Below are 18,989 nucleotides of genomic sequence, written 5' to 3' on the forward strand. Positions count from 1 at the left end.
CCGGGCATATAGCGTGTCCCCATCAAAAACCGGGCCCGGACTTCATCTCAGTTGCCGCTTTTCCCTTAACGGCTTTGAGCGCCTCAGCCAGCGTAATCTCCTCCCCCCGTCCGTCCACGTAATGAATGTCGAATGCTGAGTCAGAGTAAACGTAGAATAGGCAAGCCTGCTCGCATCGGAATTGATGGACATGACGAGAAGGTATCATCGCAAAACCGCCCGCTCGCAGTGTGAACGGTTTCCCATCCTTCATTTCCAGGCGGGCGACGCCGCTCACCAGCATCAGGTGCTCATTCGGTGTATGCCAGTGCCACGGGATCGAACACCCGGTCGCCACTTTGGCGAGGACAATAGAAGGCCCTTTCGTGGGATCACCGCTCTGCACAGAGCCCGGCGCGCATGTTGGCAGCCCCGGAACAATTACGAACTTCATCTCCGCTATATTCTGCCCTGCCGATCTACCACCCGACTCCCGTCCCTGAGTGGGCGCCGAGACGAATAGAATCAATGACAGCGTGAATAAACAGAATTGCCATCGGATAGTCATAAGCTCTACCCCCTGTATTTGAATAAATGTTCCCACCAAATTTTCCTGACATCAACCTGTTTAGCAATAGCCTAACTACTAGTCAGACTGCGGAATGCAACACCGTATACTAAAAAGAGGATGTTATACCGCAAATCGTTGCTCTACCTAGCCTGTCCTACTTCCGTACTTCTTCTCATATTCCCAAATTAGATTTTCTGAGAACGTTGTTTATATCTTCTTTAACTATCCGATAATAAAACCTCAAGAAATGAACCCCAAGATTCTCGAGTCTCTGGCCATATCCTTTACATAAACCTCTTCAAAATATATGGCTAACACCGTCAATTTCTATTGCCGGCATAACATACCCCTGCATCCCCTCTCAAGAGGGGACTAAAGTGGTGCATTTCCTGCCAAGAGCTGACTCGATAAAAAATCCCCTCCCGAGACCTGTACTGAGCATGGCCGAAGGAGGGGTGGCTCGAAGAGTGTCAGGACGGGAACCTAGGTTACAGAATAGACCGATTCTAATTGATTGGTCAGTTAATTTGATTGCTGCCGTACAGGTGGAGCCATGAACTCAGGGCCAACCGGGTCTTTTACCGTTTCATTTATGATTTTGTCTATAGTTTCAAGAGCTTCTTTATCGAGCGACCAGCCCATAATGTCATCCACAGAATCAAGCTGAGCAGGATTGCGGGCGCCCCATAGAGCAATGCCGGCACCCGGCTGGTCAAGCATCCAGCGAACGGCTAAGTGTATTACTCTTTTGCCGTATTTTTCTCTGGCAAAATTGTCCAATCTTTCCACCGCCCTCAAATACTGGCTATAGCGAGGTTCTTTGAACTTCGGGTCGAACTTCCGAATATCGTCCCCCTCAAACTTAGTGTCCGACTTCATTCTGCCGCTCAATAAACCTCGGCAAAGAGCACCATACAGGAGCGTCGTGATTTCGTTTTTATGACAGTAAGGCAAAACGTCTTTTTCTATTCCCCTCTCGAATAAATTATAAGGAGGCTGAGAGACACGTAGCAGGGCTGTCTTTCGAAAAATCTCCATCTGCTCTACCGAATAGTTGCTAACCCCAATCGCCTTGATCTTTCCCTGTTTATAAAGTTCATTCATTGCTTCTGCGGTTTCTTCAATCGGAACAATCGGGTCGGGCCAGTGAATTTGATAGATGTCAATATAATCTGTCTGAAGCCGTCTCAATGAATATTCTATTTCTTCAGCAATTCTAGCCTTGGATGAATTGCGAAATACCTTCCCGTCTTTCCATTCAAGTCCCACCTTGGTAGCAATTACCACCTTTTCACGATTCCCATATTGAGCCACGGCTTTACCTACGATTTCTTCGGACAAACCAAATCCATAAACGGGAGCGGTGTCAATAAGGTTTATCCCCTTATCCAATGCGGAATGGATTGTGCGTATCGATGCCTCCTCTTCCGTCCCTCCCCACAACCAACCTCCGATTGCCCACGTTCCCAGCCCGATGCGCGAGGCTTTGATATCAGTTCCAGTTATTTGTATATACTCCATAATCACCTCCCGAGTAATCTAAGATATTTGTACTTGCCATTTTTGTGGAAATAAAGCTTAACACAATATGCGTTAATGTTGGGGTAATCGTCCTACCGAACTCACGACGGAATCCTGGTGATTGACTATTCAATGGATCTTACCTTAAGGCAAACACAAGGTTTCTCCCTAGAGAATTCCACAAGATATCAAGAGAAAAGAACGTGATAAAAATTGGTCTGTTGGTTTAAGTGACAATGGTAGCGATAAGATTGGTTAAATTTGACCAAATAAGCTAACCACTAAGGCTCTTTTGGGAATAAAGCCTCTAAGCTAATTAATCTCTTTGGTTCATCAATACCTTGTTTCTCCTCATGGGGTCAATTGACTCTTGATAAATTAGAGCCCCTTCTGCAAGACCCCTGGCCTCAAGAACACGAACAAGATTCCGGTGCGCAAGTTCGTCATCAGGATTAATGTCAATAGCTTTTTTAAACGCCTCTAACGCTTCGTCAGTTTTACCCATCTCAATCAAAGCGCGGCCCAGGTTTGTGTACGCCTCTCCAAAGTTTGGGTTAAGTTCGATTGTCTTTTTAAGCTCCTCTATCCCCTCTTTAATCTTTCCATCGAGTAACAAAAGAGTTCCTAGGTTATAATGGAAAAGAGCATTATTTGGGTCAGTCCCGACTGCTTTTTTGTATTCCCTCACGGCTTTGTCTATTTCTCCATTTTGCAACAAAGCATTAGCAAGGTTGCTACGAGCAAGGTTGTTATTCGGGTCAATCTCAACTGATTTTTTGTATATCTTTATTGCTTCTTCTATCTTTCCTTTACCTGCCAGAGCGTATCCAAGGTTATTATAGGCAATTGCGTTCTCAGGACTAAGCTCAACCGTACGTCTAAAGTGATAAATGGCCTTTTCATGGTTACCACTGGCTAAATAGGCAGTCCCTAAGTCATTATGAACCAGAGGTAAATCTGGGTTCAAATCGAGGGCTTTTCTTATGTATTCACTTTCCGGGTCCTTACTCGTAGATTTCCAGAGTATAAAATATGCTTCTGCATCACTTGGATTCATCTCTAGAGCCCTCATTGCTTCACTCTTGGCCTCATCATTCATACCCAAGGCATAATAGCTTGTGGCCAAGGCGCGATGGGAGTGATATGAGTTTGGTGCTAACTGGACAGCCTTTAGGCTGTACTGAAGAGAATCATAAGAGGCCCCGCACTCCCCAACTTGCTCTTCAGAACCTATCCAAAATGAGTAAGTCTCTCCAAGTCCGGCATAAGCAGGTGCATATTTTTCATCTACCTCCAGCGCCTTTTTATACCAATTTATCGCATTCTCATATCCCATAGGTGTTGAAAGCAAATAAGCGTTTCTTCCCTTCACAAAGTACTCGTATGCACTTGATTTCTTGAAATCGGTGTCATTGATCATATTGTTAAGGCTCATATTATTAGAAGAATACCCATTCCCTAAGATGGGATGAAGCAATAAAAGAAAAGTGAGAATTCCACCAAAAAAACCAAATCTACCAATTCTCTGTACCCACATATCTGTCCCTCCTTGGCCTTACAAAACCCCGACCCATTCCAAAAAGGTCTCTTAGGCTGTATGAGTGCAAAAGCTATGCCAGATTTTTAATCAGGATTTTGCCTACATTTGTTCAAGAATTCCTCTTCAACTGCACAAAAAGCGGTCATCAGTGGTTAGTTACTAAGCACACTTATACCACCCAATCTTTTAGACCAGTTTTGACTAGATTAATGCTTCATCCCAGGACCCCAGTTGTGCGGCCTTTGCTAAAACCATATATATCGTTTATGGGGTAAAAGACACAATTTCCTCGATGAAAAGATCGGGAATCTTATTACAGAATCTTATTACGTGATATTGACATCAAAGTTTAAAGCGATATGTTATAATTGTACCAAGCAATGAAATACCTAAGCCTTTTATTAGTTTCCAGTGTGTTCTTCTGCTATACGGGTATTTGTTACGCCTTATACGCCTCTCTCACCCCAAATATAATGAAAACAAGTTGTCATACATCCCATCAGGATAAGGTTCCCAAAACTGATGCCACCACTTATTCATACAATAACCCAGATTCCGAAATGAATCAGATCGGTATGTGTCAGGATGCGCTTCTAAGTGCGCACAATAGTTACGACCTTAATCTAAAAGACACCCTTTTATACTCTCTTGTAGTAAACTTACCAAGCATAAAGATTAATAAACCTTTCAATTCTCTTTTGGACTCAGAAACAAACAGGGAATACCGGCCACCCGATTTATTCATCTTAAATTCCAGCCTTTTACTATAATAGCCAATCATAGTCCTGCTTCTGCCTAGTGGTATAACGCCCAATAATACCACTATTTTGCCTTTAACCTTATCCTTCGGCAGAAGCCAGGCCACCGATAAATCCATTCGAAAAATCGAGAATAGGAGGTATAAAGCCATGAGGAGATATGGTAGTGGCAAAAAAATGATTTGGGGACTCATCTTGTCTGTCCTATTGATTCCCCTATTTATAACCGCTTGTGCCCAGACGAAAGGAGAGTTCGTTAAGATTAGCACTGACATTTATCCGCCAAAGTCAGAGGCGCAAGAGATTCTAGTTACTAGGAGTGATGCCTACAGGCCTTACAAAGAGATTGGCATTGTGAAAGCAGAGGGAAATCAACATACCGATGAGGCGGCATGCCTTGCGAAAATAAGCCAGATTGCCAGAGAATCTGGAGCAGATGCGGTTATAAAGGCCCATGTAGAACAAAGGGAGAGATTAGTTTCCAGGCAACTCACGGCAGATAAGCTTCGTAGAACCGTGAAATATAAAGTCAAAGAACCGGTTTGTGAGGGAACTGCGGTTGTTTTCACGAATAACGTATGAATAAGCAACAAAGGCTCTTCCCCTGAGCAAATTTTGGGAAGAGCCTTTCGCTTTTATGAAGCAAGAGATTGAAAAGAAAATCAAAATTTCTACAAGAAGGAGACAACAAACAATGGTCAATACTCGCAAATCAATCGTGATTTTAGGAATGGGATTGTTTTTATTGTCTTTTTCCAATGCTTTTGGTGAATCAATGCCTGCTAAAGAAGTAACGATTAAAGGCACAGTAATAGAGCCCTTTTGTTTGATAACTATGAATATGAAAGGAGAGGGTCATAGGGAATGCGCTGTAAGTTGCGCTAAGGCCGGGATGAGCCTGGCAATCATTGATGAGAACGGAAAGATTTACCCAATCCTATCAAAAGAAGCTGTTACCAACCCGAATCAAACAGTTCTCGATTATGTCGAAAAACCAATAACCGTTAACGGGACTCTCTTCGAAAGCGGAGGAGTCAGCTACGTCATGGTTAAAGAGGTCAAGAGTAGTTAATTCCTATTTTAACAAAAAAGGAGGTGATTAGCGTGCTTAAGAAAACGTCAAGTTTAGTAACAGTATTGATGGCAACCTTACTAATTGTCTCCCTCATCTCTGGTGTTATCGGCAAGGCTTCCGAAGAGGAAGAGATAAGCCAATTAATAGAGACCGCTTCAACCCCAGAAGATCATATGAAAATTGCCGGATTCTACGAGAAGGAGGCGGCAAAACTAGAGCAGAGAGCAAACTCCCATGCCGCTATGGCTGATGCCTACAGGAGAAGGACTAAGCCTATTCCCGGCATGGTTCAACACTGCTCAAATCTGTCGCAGAAATATAAAGACTCAGCGGAGGAATATAGAGCAATGGCATCAGAGCATACGAAAATGGCCCAGGAACTGCAATAGAAGTATCAAGGGCTTTCCCAGGCATGGTGAAAAACCTGCCTGGGTAGCCTCATGACCTTGGTTAACGGAGGTTGAAGATGAAATTAATGCTTTTAGCAGTAGCTCTCATGATTCTCGGCGTAGTAAATGCATCCACCGAAGAAGAGACTACATCACTGGAGTCTCTGGTCGAGGAAGCCTTACAAAACAATCCGGAGATAAAGGCGGCAAAGGCCAGGTGGGAAGCCTCTGTAAAACGCCCGTCTCAGGAAGGATCTCTTCCTGACCCGATGATTGGAGTTACATGGAGAAATGTACAGTTTGATCGTATAACCCTAACCGAAGACCCGGACAGCATGCTCATGTTCTCATTCTCCCAAGAATTCCCCTTCCCAGGGAAACTTTCACTCAAGGAAAAAATAGCCGGTGAAGAGGCAAACGCTGAGGAGAAATCCTATGAAGCTACAACCAGAAAAATAGTTGCGGACCTCAAAGAGGCCTACTATGACTGGTATCTAGTAGATAAGACCATAGAACTGACCAAAAGGAACAAAGAGCTTCTAGAGAGTTTTGTGAAAATAGCCGAAGCTAAATACGAAGTAGGTATGGGAATTCAGCAGGACGTGCTGAAAGCACAGGTGGAATTATCAAAATTCATCGAGCAGCTTGAAATCCTCGATGCGAGAAAAGGAGTGGTAGAGGCCAGGTTAAGAAGTATTGTAAATCGTCCTGCCGATTCGCCTTTGGGCAATCCAGGAACCCTAGAGGAATCGACAAAACCTTTGAATACAGACGAGCTTTACCAGCTGGCTCAGGATAATGCTCCGCTCCTTAAGATGAGAGAGAAGCAGATTGTTCGAGAAGAGCAAGCCCTAAATCTGGCTAAAAGGGAATATTATCCGGACTTTGCTATAGAGGTCGGGCCTGGAATCATGGGGATGGAGGACAACGGAGTACAGGGGGTGTGGGAAGTAACACTTGGATTAAGAGTCCCACTCTACTTTTGGCGGAAGCAGAGGTTCGGAGTCGAGGAAGCGGCAGCACAGCTCAACGCGGCTAAGGATGACTACTCTAGTACAAAACAACTCTTACTGTTTGGCATAAAGGACAAATATCTAACTGCGAAAACTGCAGAGAACCTTTTAAGGCTCTATAAGGAGGGAATAATTCCACAGTCTAAGACGTCGCTGGAATCAGCGGTTTCGGCTTATCAGGTTGGGAAGGTCGACTTCCTAACTCTCCTGAATAATCTCGTAACCCTATTCAATTTTGAGATCGAGTACCACAGACAGCTTGCCGAATACCAAAAGGCCATTGCAAGACTAGAGGAAATCATTGGGGTGGAGTTGATGAAATGATTATCAAGTGATGATTTTATGGAAATAATGAGGTACCACGTCACTAAAGATGGTTCGTAATGGCAAAGCAAAAATGTCATTGCGAGTAGTGAAGCAACGAAGCAATCCGAAGATTAGATTCCTCGCTTCACTCGGAATGACAAGAAGTTATGGTAGGAGGGTAGCAAAATGACAAAAGAAAAAAGAAAAACGATATTTAAAGCTGGCTTAACCTTGGTCCTTTTCGTACTGATATTTCTCGGTCTATATAGCTACGGCTACAAGATTCCAGTTATAAACCAAATCCCATTTCTTTCTACGAAACACGAACATCAATATAGACCTGTCTTTAGTGAAGAGGGAGAAATCGAATACTGGACTTGCACCATGCACCCATCGGTAAAATTAAAGGACCCGGGTACCTGTCCCCTATGCGGTATGGATTTAGTACCGGTGAAGAAGAAAGAGATTACCCAGAGGGAAACAGAATCAGAGAAGATGGAAGGTATGGAGGGAATGCCAGGAATGGGTGGTATGCAAGGGATGCAGGGTATGCCCGGTATGGGAGATACGAGCAAAACTAAAGATGCTCAGTCAAAATCAGCATTCACTGTAAGCCCTCAAAGACAGCAACTAATCGGCGTAAAAACAGAACCGGCTAAGGTGAGGCCTATGAAAAAGGTAATACGTACTGTAGGGATAGTAGAGTTAGATGAGACCAAGATTAAGGATGTTAACACCAAAATAAGCGGCTGGATTGATAAAGTGTTCGTCGATTTTAAGTGGGAGCACGTAAAAAAAGGAGAGCCACTCTTCTCAATCTACAGCCCTGAGCTTGTATCCACCCAGGAGGAATACCTCCTTGCCCTCAGGTCTAAAAAAATTCTGGGCGATAGTCAGTTTGCTGAAATAGCAAGCAGTGCTAATTCCCTTCTGGAGGCGTCCCGCACAAGGCTTTTACTTTGGGACATTTCGGAAGATCAAATTAGAAAGATAGAGAGAACGGGTAAAGTAAGTAAGAGCCTAACTATCCATTCACCGGCCACAGGTTTCGTCACAGAAAAGAATGTATTCGAGAACATGTATGTGGAACCTAACACCAAAGCCTACACGATTGCAGACCATAGCGTAGTCTGGGTCGATGCGGACATATACGAGAATGAAATCTCTTTAGTTAAGTTAGGACAGGAGGCTAAAATGACGGTGGCCTCACTTCCGGGTGAAGAGTTTCCAGGAAAGATAATTTACATCTTACCCCACCTTATGCCAGAGACCAGGACAATAAAGGTTCGCTTCGGGTTTCCAAATCCCGATTTAAAGCTACTTCCCCAAATGTATGCCAATGTAGAGCTTGAAATACCCCTAGGAGAAAGATTAACCGTCGCAGAGAGTGCAGTTCTACGAACAGGAAAACAAGACCTTGTTTTCGTGGATAAAGGCGAAGGAAATATGGAGATAAGAAGAATCGAGCTAGGTCAAAATACCGATGGAATGTATGAGGTTCTAGGAGGACTGAAGGAGGGAGAAAAGGTAGTTTCACGCGCTAACTTCCTGATTGATGCAGAGAGTAAAATCCAGGCCGCCGTAGCTACCTGGGAGAAAGATACAGATGGCAATGATGAGGCAATATATGAGATGGAATTTCTCAAAGAAAATGGCGATGCAGAAAAGGATAAACAAAAACATGTTCACTGATCTGTATTGTACAGACGCATTGCAATGCGTCTCTACATTTAAAAACAAACAGGAAAGGGAAAATGATAGAAAAAATAATCGAATACACTGCTAAAAACAGATTCTTAACAATAGTCCTTGTGCTCTTCATTGCCACATGGGGCTACTGGGCTATGAAGAACACTCCGCTCGATGCTATCCCGGATCTCTCGGATGTGCAGGTAATTGTCTTTACAGAGTGGGAGGGAAGAAGCCCTGATCTTGTCGAAGACCAGATTACATACCCGATTGCCACCACAATGATCGCTGCTCCCAAAGTGAGATATGTACGTGGACAGTCCATGTTCGGCTTCTCCTTTATCTATATTATCTTCGAGGATGGAACCGATATCTATTGGGCAAGAAGCCGGGTTCTTGAATACCTGAATGAAGTTACCGGTCAACTTCCGGAGGGAGTTACTCCGAAACTGGGTCCTGATGCGACAGGCGTAGGATGGGTTTTTGAATATGCCCTTGTTGATGAGACCGGAAAGCACGATTTAGCGGAGCTTCGTTCTTTCCAAGATTGGTATCTCCGTTACTGGCTTGAGTCTGTTCCCGGAGTTGCAGAGGTAGCCAGTATAGGCGGTTTTGTAAAGCAATATCAGGTAGAGATTGACCCCAATAAACTCTTCGCTTACGGCATCCCTATGAACAAAGTTGTAGAAGCAATTAGAACAAGTAACAACGACGTGGGAGGAAGGGTAGTAGAGTTTGCCGCGACCGAGTTCTTCGTAAGGGGCAGAGGGTACATAAAATCAGTAGAAGACATAGAGAAAATTCCCGTAAGCACTGACGGAAACGGTACACCTGTCTATATACGAGATATTGCAAACGTGCAGTTAGGGCCAGATATAAGAAGAGGACTTGCAGAACTCGACGGAAAGGGAGAGACGGTTGGTGGAATCGTCGTCATGCGCTACGGTGAAAATGCTCTTGATGTTATAGAAGGTGTAAAGCAGAAAATAGAAAATATAAAACCCTCCCTGCCAGAGGGTGTAGAAATCATAACTACTTATGACCGTTCCGACCTCATTGAGCGCGCCATAGAAACTCTGAAGGTAAAGCTTTTTGAAGAGAGCATTATCGTAAGCCTGGTGATCATCATTTTCCTATTTCATTTTAGAAGTGCAATAGTTCCTATACTTACTATTCCACTTGCTGTCCTGATGGCTTTTATTCCCATGTACTACATGAAGCTAACATCAAATATAATGTCTCTCGGCGGAATTGCCATTGCGATAGGGGCTATGGTGGATGCCTCTATAGTTCTGGTCGAAAACGTGCATAAGAGGCTCGAAAAGACTGTAGGGGCGAGGCATGCCTCGCCCCTACAAATAAAGATAGATGCGATGAAAGAGGTAGGCAAACCGATTTTTTTCGCCCTTCTTGTCATAACAATCTCTTTCCTCCCTGTGTTTACACTGGAATACCAGGAGGGAAGGCTCTTTAAACCCCTTGCCTATACCAAGACCTTCTCCATGTTCTTCGCGTCCCTACTCGCCATAACTATAACCCCGGCTTTGATTATCCTTCTAATAAGAGGAAAGATTAAGCCCGAAGAAAAGAATCCTATAAACCGGTTCCTCATTCGGATTTATAACCCCGTAGTGAACTTGGCTCTACGTTTTAAAAAGACGGTGATAGCGGTATCGGCTGTGATACTGCTCATAACCGTTATTCCATTTCTAAGGCTCGGTTCCGAGTTTATGCCCCCGTTAAATGAGGGAACTATTCTCTATATGCCTACCGCTGTTCCCGGGATATCCATAACAGAGGCAGCCAAGATTCTTCAGATCCAAGATAAGATGCTAATGCAGTTTCCGGAGGTAGAAAGGGTATTTGGAAAAATAGGACGCGCCGAAAGCCCGACAGACCCTGCACCTCTCAGCATGGTAGAGACAGTTATTACACTAAAGCCAGAACACCAATGGCGGGAAGGAATGACCTGGGACAAGCTCATATCAGAGATGAATCAAACGGTAAAAGTCCCAGGAATGGCAAACATATTCTGGATGCCTATACAAACCAGGAACGAAATGCTTTCTACCGGGTTCAGAAGTAACCTAGGAATTAAGGTTTTTGGTTCTGATCTTGAGACTATAGAAAAGATTGCGGTAGATATCGAACAGGCGTTGTCTAAAGTTCCTGGAACGAGAAGCGTGTTTGCAGAGAGGGTCACCGGTGGCTATTTCCTGGATTTTAAGATCAACCGGCAGCAGGCGGCAAGATATGGTCTTACTGTAGGTGATGTAGAAGAAATTATCGAAACCTCTATAGGCGGTAAAAACATATCTCAAACAATAGAAGGACGGGAGAGATATCCGGTCAATGTCAGATACCAAAGGGAATTCAGAATGGACATTAAAGAGCTGGAAAGGGTGCTCGTACCAACCCCTGCCGGCGCACAGGTTCCTATATCACTCCTAGCCGACATGTACTTTAGTACCGGACCCTCTGAGATAAAAAGCGAGGACGCGCAGAGGGTCGGCTATGTATTTATTGATGTGGAAGGAAAGGACTATGAGGGTTATGTAAATAAGGCAAGAGAAATTATAGGGGAAAATGTCAAACTCGAGCCAGGCTACCATATAGAGTGGGCAGGGCAGTATCAATACCTACTCAGGGTCAAAGAGAAACTAAAATATATTATACCTCTCACTATCTTTATCATTTTCCTCCTACTCTACATCAACTTTAACTCCGTAACTGAAACCCTGATCGTGCTTCTCTCGGTGCCATTCGCTCTAGTCGGCAGTATCTGGCTTCTCTATATTCTCGGTTACAACACCAGCGTTGCCGTCTGGGTCGGAATTATTGCCCTCGCCGGACTGGCCGCTCAAACCGGAGTGGTAATGATAATTTACCTAGATGAGTTCTATGAGAAGATGGTCAAAGAAGGCAAAACGGGCTGGGATAACCTGGCAAAAGCAATACACGACGGAGCCGTTCAGAGAGTGCGCCCCAAAATGATGACTGTTATGGCGATGATTATGGGGCTTCTTCCTCTTATGTGGAGTCACGGCACCGGTGCAGACGTGATGAAAAGAATAGCAGCGCCCATGGTTGGAGGACTTGTAACGTCAACCATTCTCACACTCGTCATAATCCCGGCGATATATGCAATATGGAAAGGGAGGACTTTAAAAACTAAAGAGGAAGATCGAGGGTGAGTCTGTATAGAACCATTTACCTGAGGAGTCAGATCGTTTGTGTAGAAAAACAACCTGACTCCTCTAGTTGAGTCCCTGATTCAAGTATCAGGTCGGTTGTCCTAATCCAGAAGCTTTCAATGTAGTCTCATCAGGACCGCGCCTTACACAGCAATCGGCAAGCTTTCCATCTATCACCACGGCGGGAATTGAACGAATACCCAAGCTTTTGGCTCGAATGGCCGCATCTGAATAATTCATATCCAGAACGCTGACTTCACAGTAGGGACAGGCAACTTGATTGACCAACTCAATTGTTTCTTTGCAGGTAGGACATCCCGCGCTAAAAATCTCAATCTTGCGTTTGGTGTTCATTATTATCACCTCCTTCTTCAGTGTTTATCTGTATTCCTTCTTGAGTTAGTAGTCCTGCTATAGTCTTTGATTAAAGCCTGTCTTACGTTTCACAAACTCTTGTTCACAGGTTTTCTTAAGATAAATATCCCAAACGGAAGCTGTAACCAAGCCTATGAGTCCGATATAAACTAGCGGCTTTGAAAACCAGATAGAAGCAAAAACAACTATGGCGCTTACTACGACAAGGATTAGGCTACCATTACTTCTGTGGGACTTTGATGATTTATAAATACCGTAAATGCTAATACCGAGAAAAATTACAAGAAGGGGAATAAGAATCTTATCATTAATTAAAAATCCAGCGCCAATGCTTGTGAGGAAAGCTAAAAGAGCAGGCGTTCCAATACAACATAGGCCTGCAAAGATTGATCCGAGTGAACCGATGATTTTTGATATCATTTTATACCACTTGATTTATAGTTCCCTGAGTATTCAGTCAGCACAGCAGCTAAGCTTTGTTACGTCTTTATCAAAGGACTGGGCACAGAGCTTTATGGATTCTGAAAGGGTAGGATAAACATCTATTGTATCCAGCACGTCCTGGATAGTCATTCCGTACTTAACAAAGAGTGCGGCCTTTTGAATAATATCCGCCGCATGAGGAGCAACCATTCGAACTCCAAGAATCCGATTTGTTTCTTCTTCCACGATCATTTTCATGAGTCCTCTAGTATCCTGAATTATTGCAGCCTTGGGAACGTGTTTAAAATCCAAATATCCCACTTTAACTCTGTAACCTTTATCTCTTGCTTCCCTTTCTCCGAGTCCAACCCCCGCAACCTCTGGTGTTGTGAATACTGCATAAGGAACAGAGGGGTAATCTATCTTTTTGTGATTTCCTGTAAGGGCATTTTCCGCTGCAATGCTTCCCGCTCTTGCAGCAATTGTGACTAGCATAGGCACTCCGCTCACTACATCTCCGGCAGCCCATACGTGGGCTACCGAGGTTTTCATCTCGTCATCAACAATTATTCCACCCTTCTTGTCTACTTTAATTCCCACTTTCTCAAGCCCAAGCCCGGCGCTGTTTGGTCTTCTTCCGGTGGCCACAAGAAGCACTTCACCCTCAAACTCTATTTTCCTACCCTTTATCTCCGCTATTATTTTTTTAGTTCTCCCGTTGCTACTTGCACTTAAAACATTCGCCTCTGTGTATATCTCGATACCCTCCTCTTCAAGATATCTCTTTAGAGTATCGGAGATTTCCTCTTCCTCTCCCGGAAGGAGTCTTGGCAAAACTTCAAGAACCGTAACTTTAGAGCCGAAGTGGGCATACATTTGAGCAAATTCCAATCCAACAGCGCTGGCGCCAAGAACGATAATTGATTTAGGAAGTTCTTTAAGCTCAAGAGTAGTTGTGCTTGTTAAATAGTCAACTTGATCAATTCCCTCTATAGGAGGTATCCAGGGTGATGAGCCTGTAGCTACTATAAACCTTTCAGACCTGTAGTTTTTATCTCCAATTCTTACCTCTTTTTTCGATACGAAATAAGCTTTTTCATGAAAAAAAGTAATATCCGGATACGCTTCCAGAACATCCCAGTACTTCATCTGTCTAAACTCATCAAGCATAATGTCTTTCTGAGAGATTAATTTTGCGAAATCCACTTTTCCCTGATGTGTTTCTACCCCCTCATAACCGTTTCTTTTTGGCATGTGATAAAGTTCCGCAGCTTTAATTAGAAATTTTGAAGGAACACATCCTCTATTAAGACAGGTTCCACCTATAACATCTTCCTCTGCTATGGCTACCTTTGCACCAAGATCTGATGCTCTTATGGCTGCGGCGAATGCGGCAGAACCACCTCCCAAGACTATTAGATCGAAATCCACCTTATTCTTTTCTTTAGCGAAAGGTATAACTTTCTCATCTTGTGGCTTGTTTTCAGCTTCGGGCAGACTGGCACTGTAATGTCTGTGTTTATTAAAAGTATCTATTATCTCTTGAATACTGGTTTCTCCTTCAATGTATTTAACCTCCGCTTTAGCTTCCTTATAGTTTGCTTTCGCTCCCACTACTCCCTTTATTTTTTTCAAAGTAGCCTCAACAGATTTATCACAATGTGAACAAGTCATACCATCTACCTTGAGCACAGTGTTTACAGTGTTTTGTTTACCCATTTTTTAACCTCCTACTTTTCTTCGAGATATCAACTTTAATTTCTTAGTACATGAATACATATCAAAAAAACTTCAAATATAACTCTTCCTATCTGAAGAAAATCTAATACAACACTTCACCTTTATTTCTATCCTTAAGTGGAACAGCCTTAAAACCGGCTTTCCCCACAGCTTTTACCATATCCTCGATCTTGACCTTGCCTTCTATATAATTTATATGAGCTATATCGCCCTCCATATTTACTTTCTCTACCCCACCTAACCTCTTTAGGGCTTTCGATACAGTAACACCACATAGGGAACAATAAATCCCTCCTATCTTGAGCGTAGCCTGCTTTGTACTGTTCTCAGCCGATAGAGTTGAAAGATTAAATGTTGTAAAAATAAGCGTTAGAGCAACTACTAGCACTTTTAATGACTTCATTTTTCATACCTCCTTTTCGTCATTAAGCTAAGAGAAAAGCCAAGATATAAGGAGAGAGAATAAAACCAATGACCAGCACAGTTGCTACCCAGAGTATAATTTTATTCAGTCTTCTCTTTTCCGGATTCACAGCACAATTTGAACCCGGAGCACATTCCTCTCCACCTCTATAAGTAAAAAAGAAACCAAGTGCCAAAAATCCAAGAGCCACTGTCCCAAAGAGTAATCTATACTGCTCAAGCTTTGCAAAGAAAGCTGCTCCACTTAGTCCTAGAACTACAAATACCAGGGGACCTATACAGCATAGTGATGCTAAAAGTCCTGATATTACAGAGCCTATAGAGGAAAGAAGCGTAATTTTTCCAGCTTTGTCAGCCATCTTTTACTCTACTTGTATTGTTAGCATCTTTTTTCGCCCTGGTATCAAGCACCTCTATTATCGGACATTCACCCGTTGGTCCCTGTCCACTGCACATCGTTACAAGCTTTGTGAGTGCTTTCTTTATACTCTTGAGAGTACGGATTTTTTCTTCTACGTCGGCAATCTTAATTTCTGCCAATCTTTTCACGTCACCGCAGGTAGTGCTCGGATCAACTCGTAAAGACAGAAGTTCCGAGATCTCCTTGAGAGAGAACCCCAGTTCCTTAGCGCGCTTGATGAATTGAATACGTGCGACGACATCCTGGGGGTACTGCCTGTAACCAGGGTCACGGCGAGGTGGCTTGGGTATAAGCCCTCGTCTTTCGTAATAACGTACTGTTTCAACATTTACTTCAGCTTTTTTGGCCAGTTTACCAATGGTCAAATGTTTCATTTTTCACCTCAATACTAGTATAAATTCCGTACCTAGGTACGGAGTCAAGTCCTTTTTTGAATCTCTTAATTTTTTTCTTCTCATTCTTTTCCGCCTCTTATATAAGAACATTAAATCTTTATAATATTCTGGCAACATTAGAGAACACGTGGATATGAACTATTTACAGATACGTAAGGATGACGTGGGTAGATAGCTTCGAACTGCCACAATTCCGGAGACTTATCCAGAATTGAATTGCAGGCAAATAAAATATCGACCAGTACATATCCTATGAGGTTCTTCGCGGGGGTCTGAGGTAGCAACTGGGAGAGAGGAAGTTCAGAGAACCGCTTTGCTCAGAATGACAATATAGTGATAACCCTGTAGCAAGCTATAGTAAGCTATCATTGAGAATGCCGTTTGACATATACCCCCCAGGGGTGTATGGTATTAGCATGAAAAACACAAATGAACCCAATAACCATGAATATACCAAAAGGATAAATATAATTAAAGGCCAACTGGACGGCCTACTTAGAATGATCGAGGAAGACGAATACTGCATCGACATTCTCGACCAAAGTCTGGCTATTCAAAACTCCTTGAGGAGCCTGGACGCACTGATATTTGAGAGGCATCTGCAGAAACACGTCGTTCATCAGTTTAAGAATGAACGAGAAAAGGCCATCAAGGAATTATCAAAGCTATTCAAAAAGGTAAATCGCTAAGGAGAAGAAGGATGAAGGTAATTTTCGCAAGTACCCAGATCAGGAAAGACCCGGTGTGCGGAATGGACGTAGACCCGAAGTCAGCCGCAGGTTCCTATGAGTATGAGGGAAAACCCTACTTCTTTTGCAGCCACCATTGCCTGAAAAAATTTGAATCTGACCCCGGTAAGTATATTGCCGACGAATCTGCCCCCTCTAGGAAATCATTACCTCGGGAGAAATCAGCAAATCAAACAGCGGATGCCGTTGAAATCTACATCTGTCCTATGGACCCGGAGGTTAAGGAGACGAAACCGGGTTCTTGCCCAAAATGCGGCATGTCCCTTGAACCGCTAACCCCCATAAGCAAAACAGCGACAAAAGTACAATACACCTGTCCTATGCACCCGGAGATTGTTCGCGATGAGCCTGGCTCCTGCCCCATCTGTGGTATGGCGCTTGAACCTAGGATAATCACATTAGAAGAGGAAAACAAAGAACTCACAGATATGACCAGGAGGTTCTGGGTCAGCCTAGTTCTGTCGATTCCAATCCTGTTTCTTACCATGTCCGAGATGATTCCCGGGCAGCCAGTGCAAAAGGTCTTCTCCATGCGAATCCTAAACTGGATTCAGTTTGTGCTGGCCACACCGGTAGTGCTGTGGGGGGGATGGCCCTTCTTTGAGCGCGGATGGGCATCCGTTATCAATCGTTACCTGAACATGTTCACTCTTATAGCCATCGGAACCGGCACTGCCTACCTTTACAGCGTAGTGGCGACGTTATTACCCGGAATTTTCCCAGACTCTTTTCGCGGACCTAGCGGTGAGGTAGCTATATATTTTGAGGCCGCCGCAGTCATTACTACCCTGGTGCTATTGGGACAAGTGCTCGAGCTTCGTGCCCGTAGTCAAACCAGTAGCGCCATCAAAGCATTATTAGGGCTTGCACCCAAGTCGGCGATAATACTTCGTGAAGACGGAACGGAGGAGGAAATCTCATTAGATAAAATTAAACCCGGCGACCGCCTACGAGTACGCCCCGGAGAGAAGGTTCCGATTGACGGCACAATCCTAGAAGGAGAAAGCTTCATCGATGAATCCATGGTCACAGGCGAGCCGACCCCCGTTCAGAAGAAAAATGGGGATAAGGTCATAGGGGGCACTATTAATGGTACCGGCGGCTTTGTAATGAAAGCGGAGAGGGTGGGAAGCGACACTCTATTAGCCCGGATAGTGCAAATGGTTAGTGAAGCTCAACGAAGCCGTGCTCCTATCCAACGTCTAGCCGACGTTGTATCTTCATACTTCGTCCCGGCGGTGATAATAATCGCCATGCTAACCTTCATCGTATGGAGTCTCGTCGGGCCTGAGCCCCGCCTAGCCCATGCCATAATCAATGCCGTGGCCGTACTCATAATCGCCTGTCCCTGCGCATTGGGGCTTGCTACCCCTATGTCCATAATGGTGGGAACGGGGCGCGGGGCGACGGCCGGTGTTCTCATCAAGAACGCAGAAGCTCTTGAAATTATGGAGAAGGTTGACACTATCGTCGTCGATAAGACCGGTACCCTAACCGAAGGCAAGCCGCGGCTTACCAGGGCAGAATCGCTATCAGAGCTAGATGAGTCAGAGCTACTTCAACTTGCGGCGAGCGTCGAACGAGGAAGTGAGCACCCTCTGGCTGTAGCCATAGTAGCGGCGGCTAAGGAAAGAAATCTGATATTGTCCGAAGCTCACGAGTTCCAGTCAATTACCGGGAAGGGTGTCCTTGGAAAAGTAAACGGCCGGGTGATTGCCGTTGGAAACAGTAAGCTACTTGAGCAACTGCAGATTGATGCAAGTAAGCTACAAGAAAAAGCGGAAGTTTTGCGTAAAGATGGCGAGACGGTGATGTTTATCGCTATTGACAAAAAGGCAGCCGGGTTACTCGCCGTTTCTGACCCGATTAAGGAGACCACCCCAGAAGCCATAGAGTCTCTACACAGGGAGGGTATACGCATAGTAATGCTGACCGGAGACAATAAAACTACTGCGGAGGCAGTGGCCAGGAAGCTGGGGATTGACGAGGTAGAAGCGAATGTCCTTCCTGAGCAAAAAGGCGAAGTGGTCAAGCGGCTTCAGTCCGAAGGTCGAATTGTAGCCATGGCTGGTGACGGCATTAACGATGCTCCCGCCCTTGCTCAAGCCCAGGTAGGTATAGCCATGGGAACCGGTACGGACGTGGCCATAGAGAGCGCTGGTATAACCTTAGTGAAGGGCGATTTGCGTGGCATTGCTCGGGCCAGGCGGCTCAGTCGAGCCACCATGCGCAACATACGGCAGAATCTCTTCTTCGCTTTCATCTACAATACGCTTGGTGTCCCCATCGCTGCTGGCCTACTCTACCCGGTGTTTGGATTGTTATTAAGCCCTATGATTGCCGCTGCGGCGATGACTTTCAGCTCTGTCTCAGTTATCGCCAATGCCCTCAGGCTTCGCAATGTTAAACTATAGAAGACTGGGTATGT

The 18,989-nt window shown here is 44.4% G+C and carries 17 protein-coding genes; 8 read left to right on the top strand and 9 right to left on the bottom strand.

Annotation, left to right across the window (positions count from 1 at the left end; genetic code table 11):
- Positions 1 to 22: 22 nt before the first annotated feature.
- The 3 genes from VNN20_00390 to VNN20_00400 form a co-directional block, all read right to left on the bottom strand.
- Entirely contained in the window at positions 23 to 583 is a 561-nt protein-coding gene (locus VNN20_00390; protein HWP90644.1) for a cupin domain-containing protein, read from the bottom strand.
- A 489-nt stretch (positions 584 to 1,072) separates the two neighbouring features.
- Positions 1,073 to 2,071, bottom strand: coding sequence for an aldo/keto reductase (locus VNN20_00395; GenBank protein HWP90645.1), 999 nt, complete (start codon positions 2,069 to 2,071; stop codon positions 1,073 to 1,075).
- A gap of 316 nt (positions 2,072 to 2,387) precedes the next feature.
- Positions 2,388 to 3,608: a tetratricopeptide repeat protein gene (locus VNN20_00400; protein HWP90646.1), complete on the bottom strand. Its 1,221-nt coding sequence runs from the start codon at positions 3,606 to 3,608 to the stop codon at positions 2,388 to 2,390.
- A 911-nt stretch (positions 3,609 to 4,519) separates the two neighbouring features.
- Here VNN20_00400 and VNN20_00405 point away from each other — a divergent pair.
- The 6 genes from VNN20_00405 (at position 4,520) to VNN20_00430 (ending at position 12,035) form a co-directional block, all read left to right on the top strand.
- Complete coding sequence (locus VNN20_00405) at positions 4,520 to 4,951, top strand: hypothetical protein (protein HWP90647.1); 432 nt, start codon at positions 4,520 to 4,522, stop codon at positions 4,949 to 4,951.
- Positions 4,952 to 5,006: 55 nt separating this feature from the next.
- On the top strand, positions 5,007 to 5,441 hold the full coding sequence (locus tag VNN20_00410) for a hypothetical protein (protein ID HWP90648.1): 435 nt from the start codon (positions 5,007 to 5,009) through the stop codon (positions 5,439 to 5,441).
- 32 nt (positions 5,442 to 5,473) lie between these two features.
- Positions 5,474 to 5,833, top strand: a complete 360-nt coding sequence (locus VNN20_00415; protein ID HWP90649.1) for a hypothetical protein — start codon at positions 5,474 to 5,476, stop codon at positions 5,831 to 5,833.
- Positions 5,834 to 5,910: 77 nt separating this feature from the next.
- On the top strand, positions 5,911 to 7,170 hold the full coding sequence (locus tag VNN20_00420; GenBank protein ID HWP90650.1) for a TolC family protein: 1,260 nt from the start codon (positions 5,911 to 5,913) through the stop codon (positions 7,168 to 7,170).
- Positions 7,171 to 7,338: 168 nt separating this feature from the next.
- Positions 7,339 to 8,844, top strand: coding sequence for an efflux RND transporter periplasmic adaptor subunit (locus tag VNN20_00425; GenBank protein HWP90651.1), 1,506 nt, complete (start codon positions 7,339 to 7,341; stop codon positions 8,842 to 8,844).
- Between the two features lie 62 nt (positions 8,845 to 8,906).
- Positions 8,907 to 12,035, top strand: a complete 3,129-nt coding sequence (locus VNN20_00430) for a CusA/CzcA family heavy metal efflux RND transporter (GenBank protein ID HWP90652.1) — start codon at positions 8,907 to 8,909, stop codon at positions 12,033 to 12,035.
- A gap of 87 nt (positions 12,036 to 12,122) precedes the next feature.
- Here the strand turns inward: VNN20_00430 and VNN20_00435 are convergent, their stop codons facing one another.
- The 6 genes from VNN20_00435 to VNN20_00460 form a co-directional block, all read right to left on the bottom strand.
- On the bottom strand, positions 12,123 to 12,389 hold the full coding sequence (locus tag VNN20_00435) for a thioredoxin family protein (protein HWP90653.1): 267 nt from the start codon (positions 12,387 to 12,389) through the stop codon (positions 12,123 to 12,125).
- Between the two features lie 57 nt (positions 12,390 to 12,446).
- On the bottom strand, positions 12,447 to 12,830 hold the full coding sequence (locus tag VNN20_00440; protein HWP90654.1) for a MerC domain-containing protein: 384 nt from the start codon (positions 12,828 to 12,830) through the stop codon (positions 12,447 to 12,449).
- A 33-nt stretch (positions 12,831 to 12,863) separates the two neighbouring features.
- Entirely contained in the window at positions 12,864 to 14,552 is a 1,689-nt protein-coding gene (gene merA, locus VNN20_00445) for a mercury(II) reductase (GenBank protein HWP90655.1), read from the bottom strand.
- Positions 14,553 to 14,655: 103 nt separating this feature from the next.
- Positions 14,656 to 14,976: a heavy-metal-associated domain-containing protein gene (locus tag VNN20_00450; protein HWP90656.1), complete on the bottom strand. Its 321-nt coding sequence runs from the start codon at positions 14,974 to 14,976 to the stop codon at positions 14,656 to 14,658.
- Between the two features lie 22 nt (positions 14,977 to 14,998).
- A complete protein-coding gene (locus tag VNN20_00455; GenBank protein HWP90657.1) occupies positions 14,999 to 15,355 on the bottom strand; it encodes a mercuric transporter MerT family protein in 357 nt (118 codons plus the stop codon).
- On the bottom strand, positions 15,348 to 15,791 hold the full coding sequence (locus VNN20_00460; GenBank protein HWP90658.1) for a MerR family DNA-binding protein: 444 nt from the start codon (positions 15,789 to 15,791) through the stop codon (positions 15,348 to 15,350). The genes VNN20_00455 and VNN20_00460 overlap by 8 nt, the downstream gene beginning before the upstream one ends.
- 437 nt (positions 15,792 to 16,228) lie before the next feature.
- Between VNN20_00460 and VNN20_00465 the strand changes: the two genes are divergently transcribed.
- Both VNN20_00465 and VNN20_00470 read left to right on the top strand, forming a co-directional pair.
- Complete coding sequence (locus tag VNN20_00465; GenBank protein HWP90659.1) at positions 16,229 to 16,501, top strand: metal-sensitive transcriptional regulator; 273 nt, start codon at positions 16,229 to 16,231, stop codon at positions 16,499 to 16,501.
- Between the two features lie 11 nt (positions 16,502 to 16,512).
- Positions 16,513 to 18,975 (top strand): heavy metal translocating P-type ATPase, encoded by a 2,463-nt coding sequence (locus tag VNN20_00470; GenBank protein HWP90660.1) that lies wholly within the window; start codon positions 16,513 to 16,515, stop codon positions 18,973 to 18,975.
- Positions 18,976 to 18,989: the final 14 nt, after the last annotated feature.

The sequence above is a fragment of the Thermodesulfobacteriota bacterium genome, assembly GCA_035559815.1.
GTDB lineage: Bacteria > Desulfobacterota_D > UBA1144 > Nemesobacterales > CSP1-2 > DATMAT01.

Excerpts from the sequence above, each read along its gene's own strand:
- VNN20_00395 (HWP90645.1), bottom strand. The coding sequence starts at position 2,071 with ATGGAGTATATACAAATAACTGGAACTGATATCAAAGCCTCGCGCATC.
- VNN20_00400 (HWP90646.1), bottom strand. The coding sequence starts at position 3,608 with ATGTGGGTACAGAGAATTGGTAGATTTGGTTTTTTTGGTGGAATTCTC.
- VNN20_00405 (HWP90647.1), top strand. The coding sequence starts at position 4,520 with ATGAGGAGATATGGTAGTGGCAAAAAAATGATTTGGGGACTCATCTTG.
- VNN20_00410 (HWP90648.1), top strand. The coding sequence starts at position 5,007 with ATGAAGCAAGAGATTGAAAAGAAAATCAAAATTTCTACAAGAAGGAGA.
- VNN20_00420 (HWP90650.1), top strand. The coding sequence starts at position 5,911 with ATGAAATTAATGCTTTTAGCAGTAGCTCTCATGATTCTCGGCGTAGTA.
- VNN20_00425 (HWP90651.1), top strand. The coding sequence starts at position 7,339 with ATGACAAAAGAAAAAAGAAAAACGATATTTAAAGCTGGCTTAACCTTG.
- VNN20_00430 (HWP90652.1), top strand. The coding sequence starts at position 8,907 with ATGATAGAAAAAATAATCGAATACACTGCTAAAAACAGATTCTTAACA.
- VNN20_00435 (HWP90653.1), bottom strand. The coding sequence starts at position 12,389 with ATGAACACCAAACGCAAGATTGAGATTTTTAGCGCGGGATGTCCTACC.
- VNN20_00440 (HWP90654.1), bottom strand. The coding sequence starts at position 12,830 with ATGATATCAAAAATCATCGGTTCACTCGGATCAATCTTTGCAGGCCTA.
- merA (HWP90655.1), bottom strand. The coding sequence starts at position 14,552 with ATGGGTAAACAAAACACTGTAAACACTGTGCTCAAGGTAGATGGTATG.
- VNN20_00450 (HWP90656.1), bottom strand. The coding sequence starts at position 14,976 with ATGAAGTCATTAAAAGTGCTAGTAGTTGCTCTAACGCTTATTTTTACA.
- VNN20_00455 (HWP90657.1), bottom strand. The coding sequence starts at position 15,355 with ATGGCTGACAAAGCTGGAAAAATTACGCTTCTTTCCTCTATAGGCTCT.
- VNN20_00460 (HWP90658.1), bottom strand. The coding sequence starts at position 15,791 with ATGAAACATTTGACCATTGGTAAACTGGCCAAAAAAGCTGAAGTAAAT.
- VNN20_00465 (HWP90659.1), top strand. The coding sequence starts at position 16,229 with ATGAAAAACACAAATGAACCCAATAACCATGAATATACCAAAAGGATA.
- VNN20_00470 (HWP90660.1), top strand. The coding sequence starts at position 16,513 with ATGAAGGTAATTTTCGCAAGTACCCAGATCAGGAAAGACCCGGTGTGC.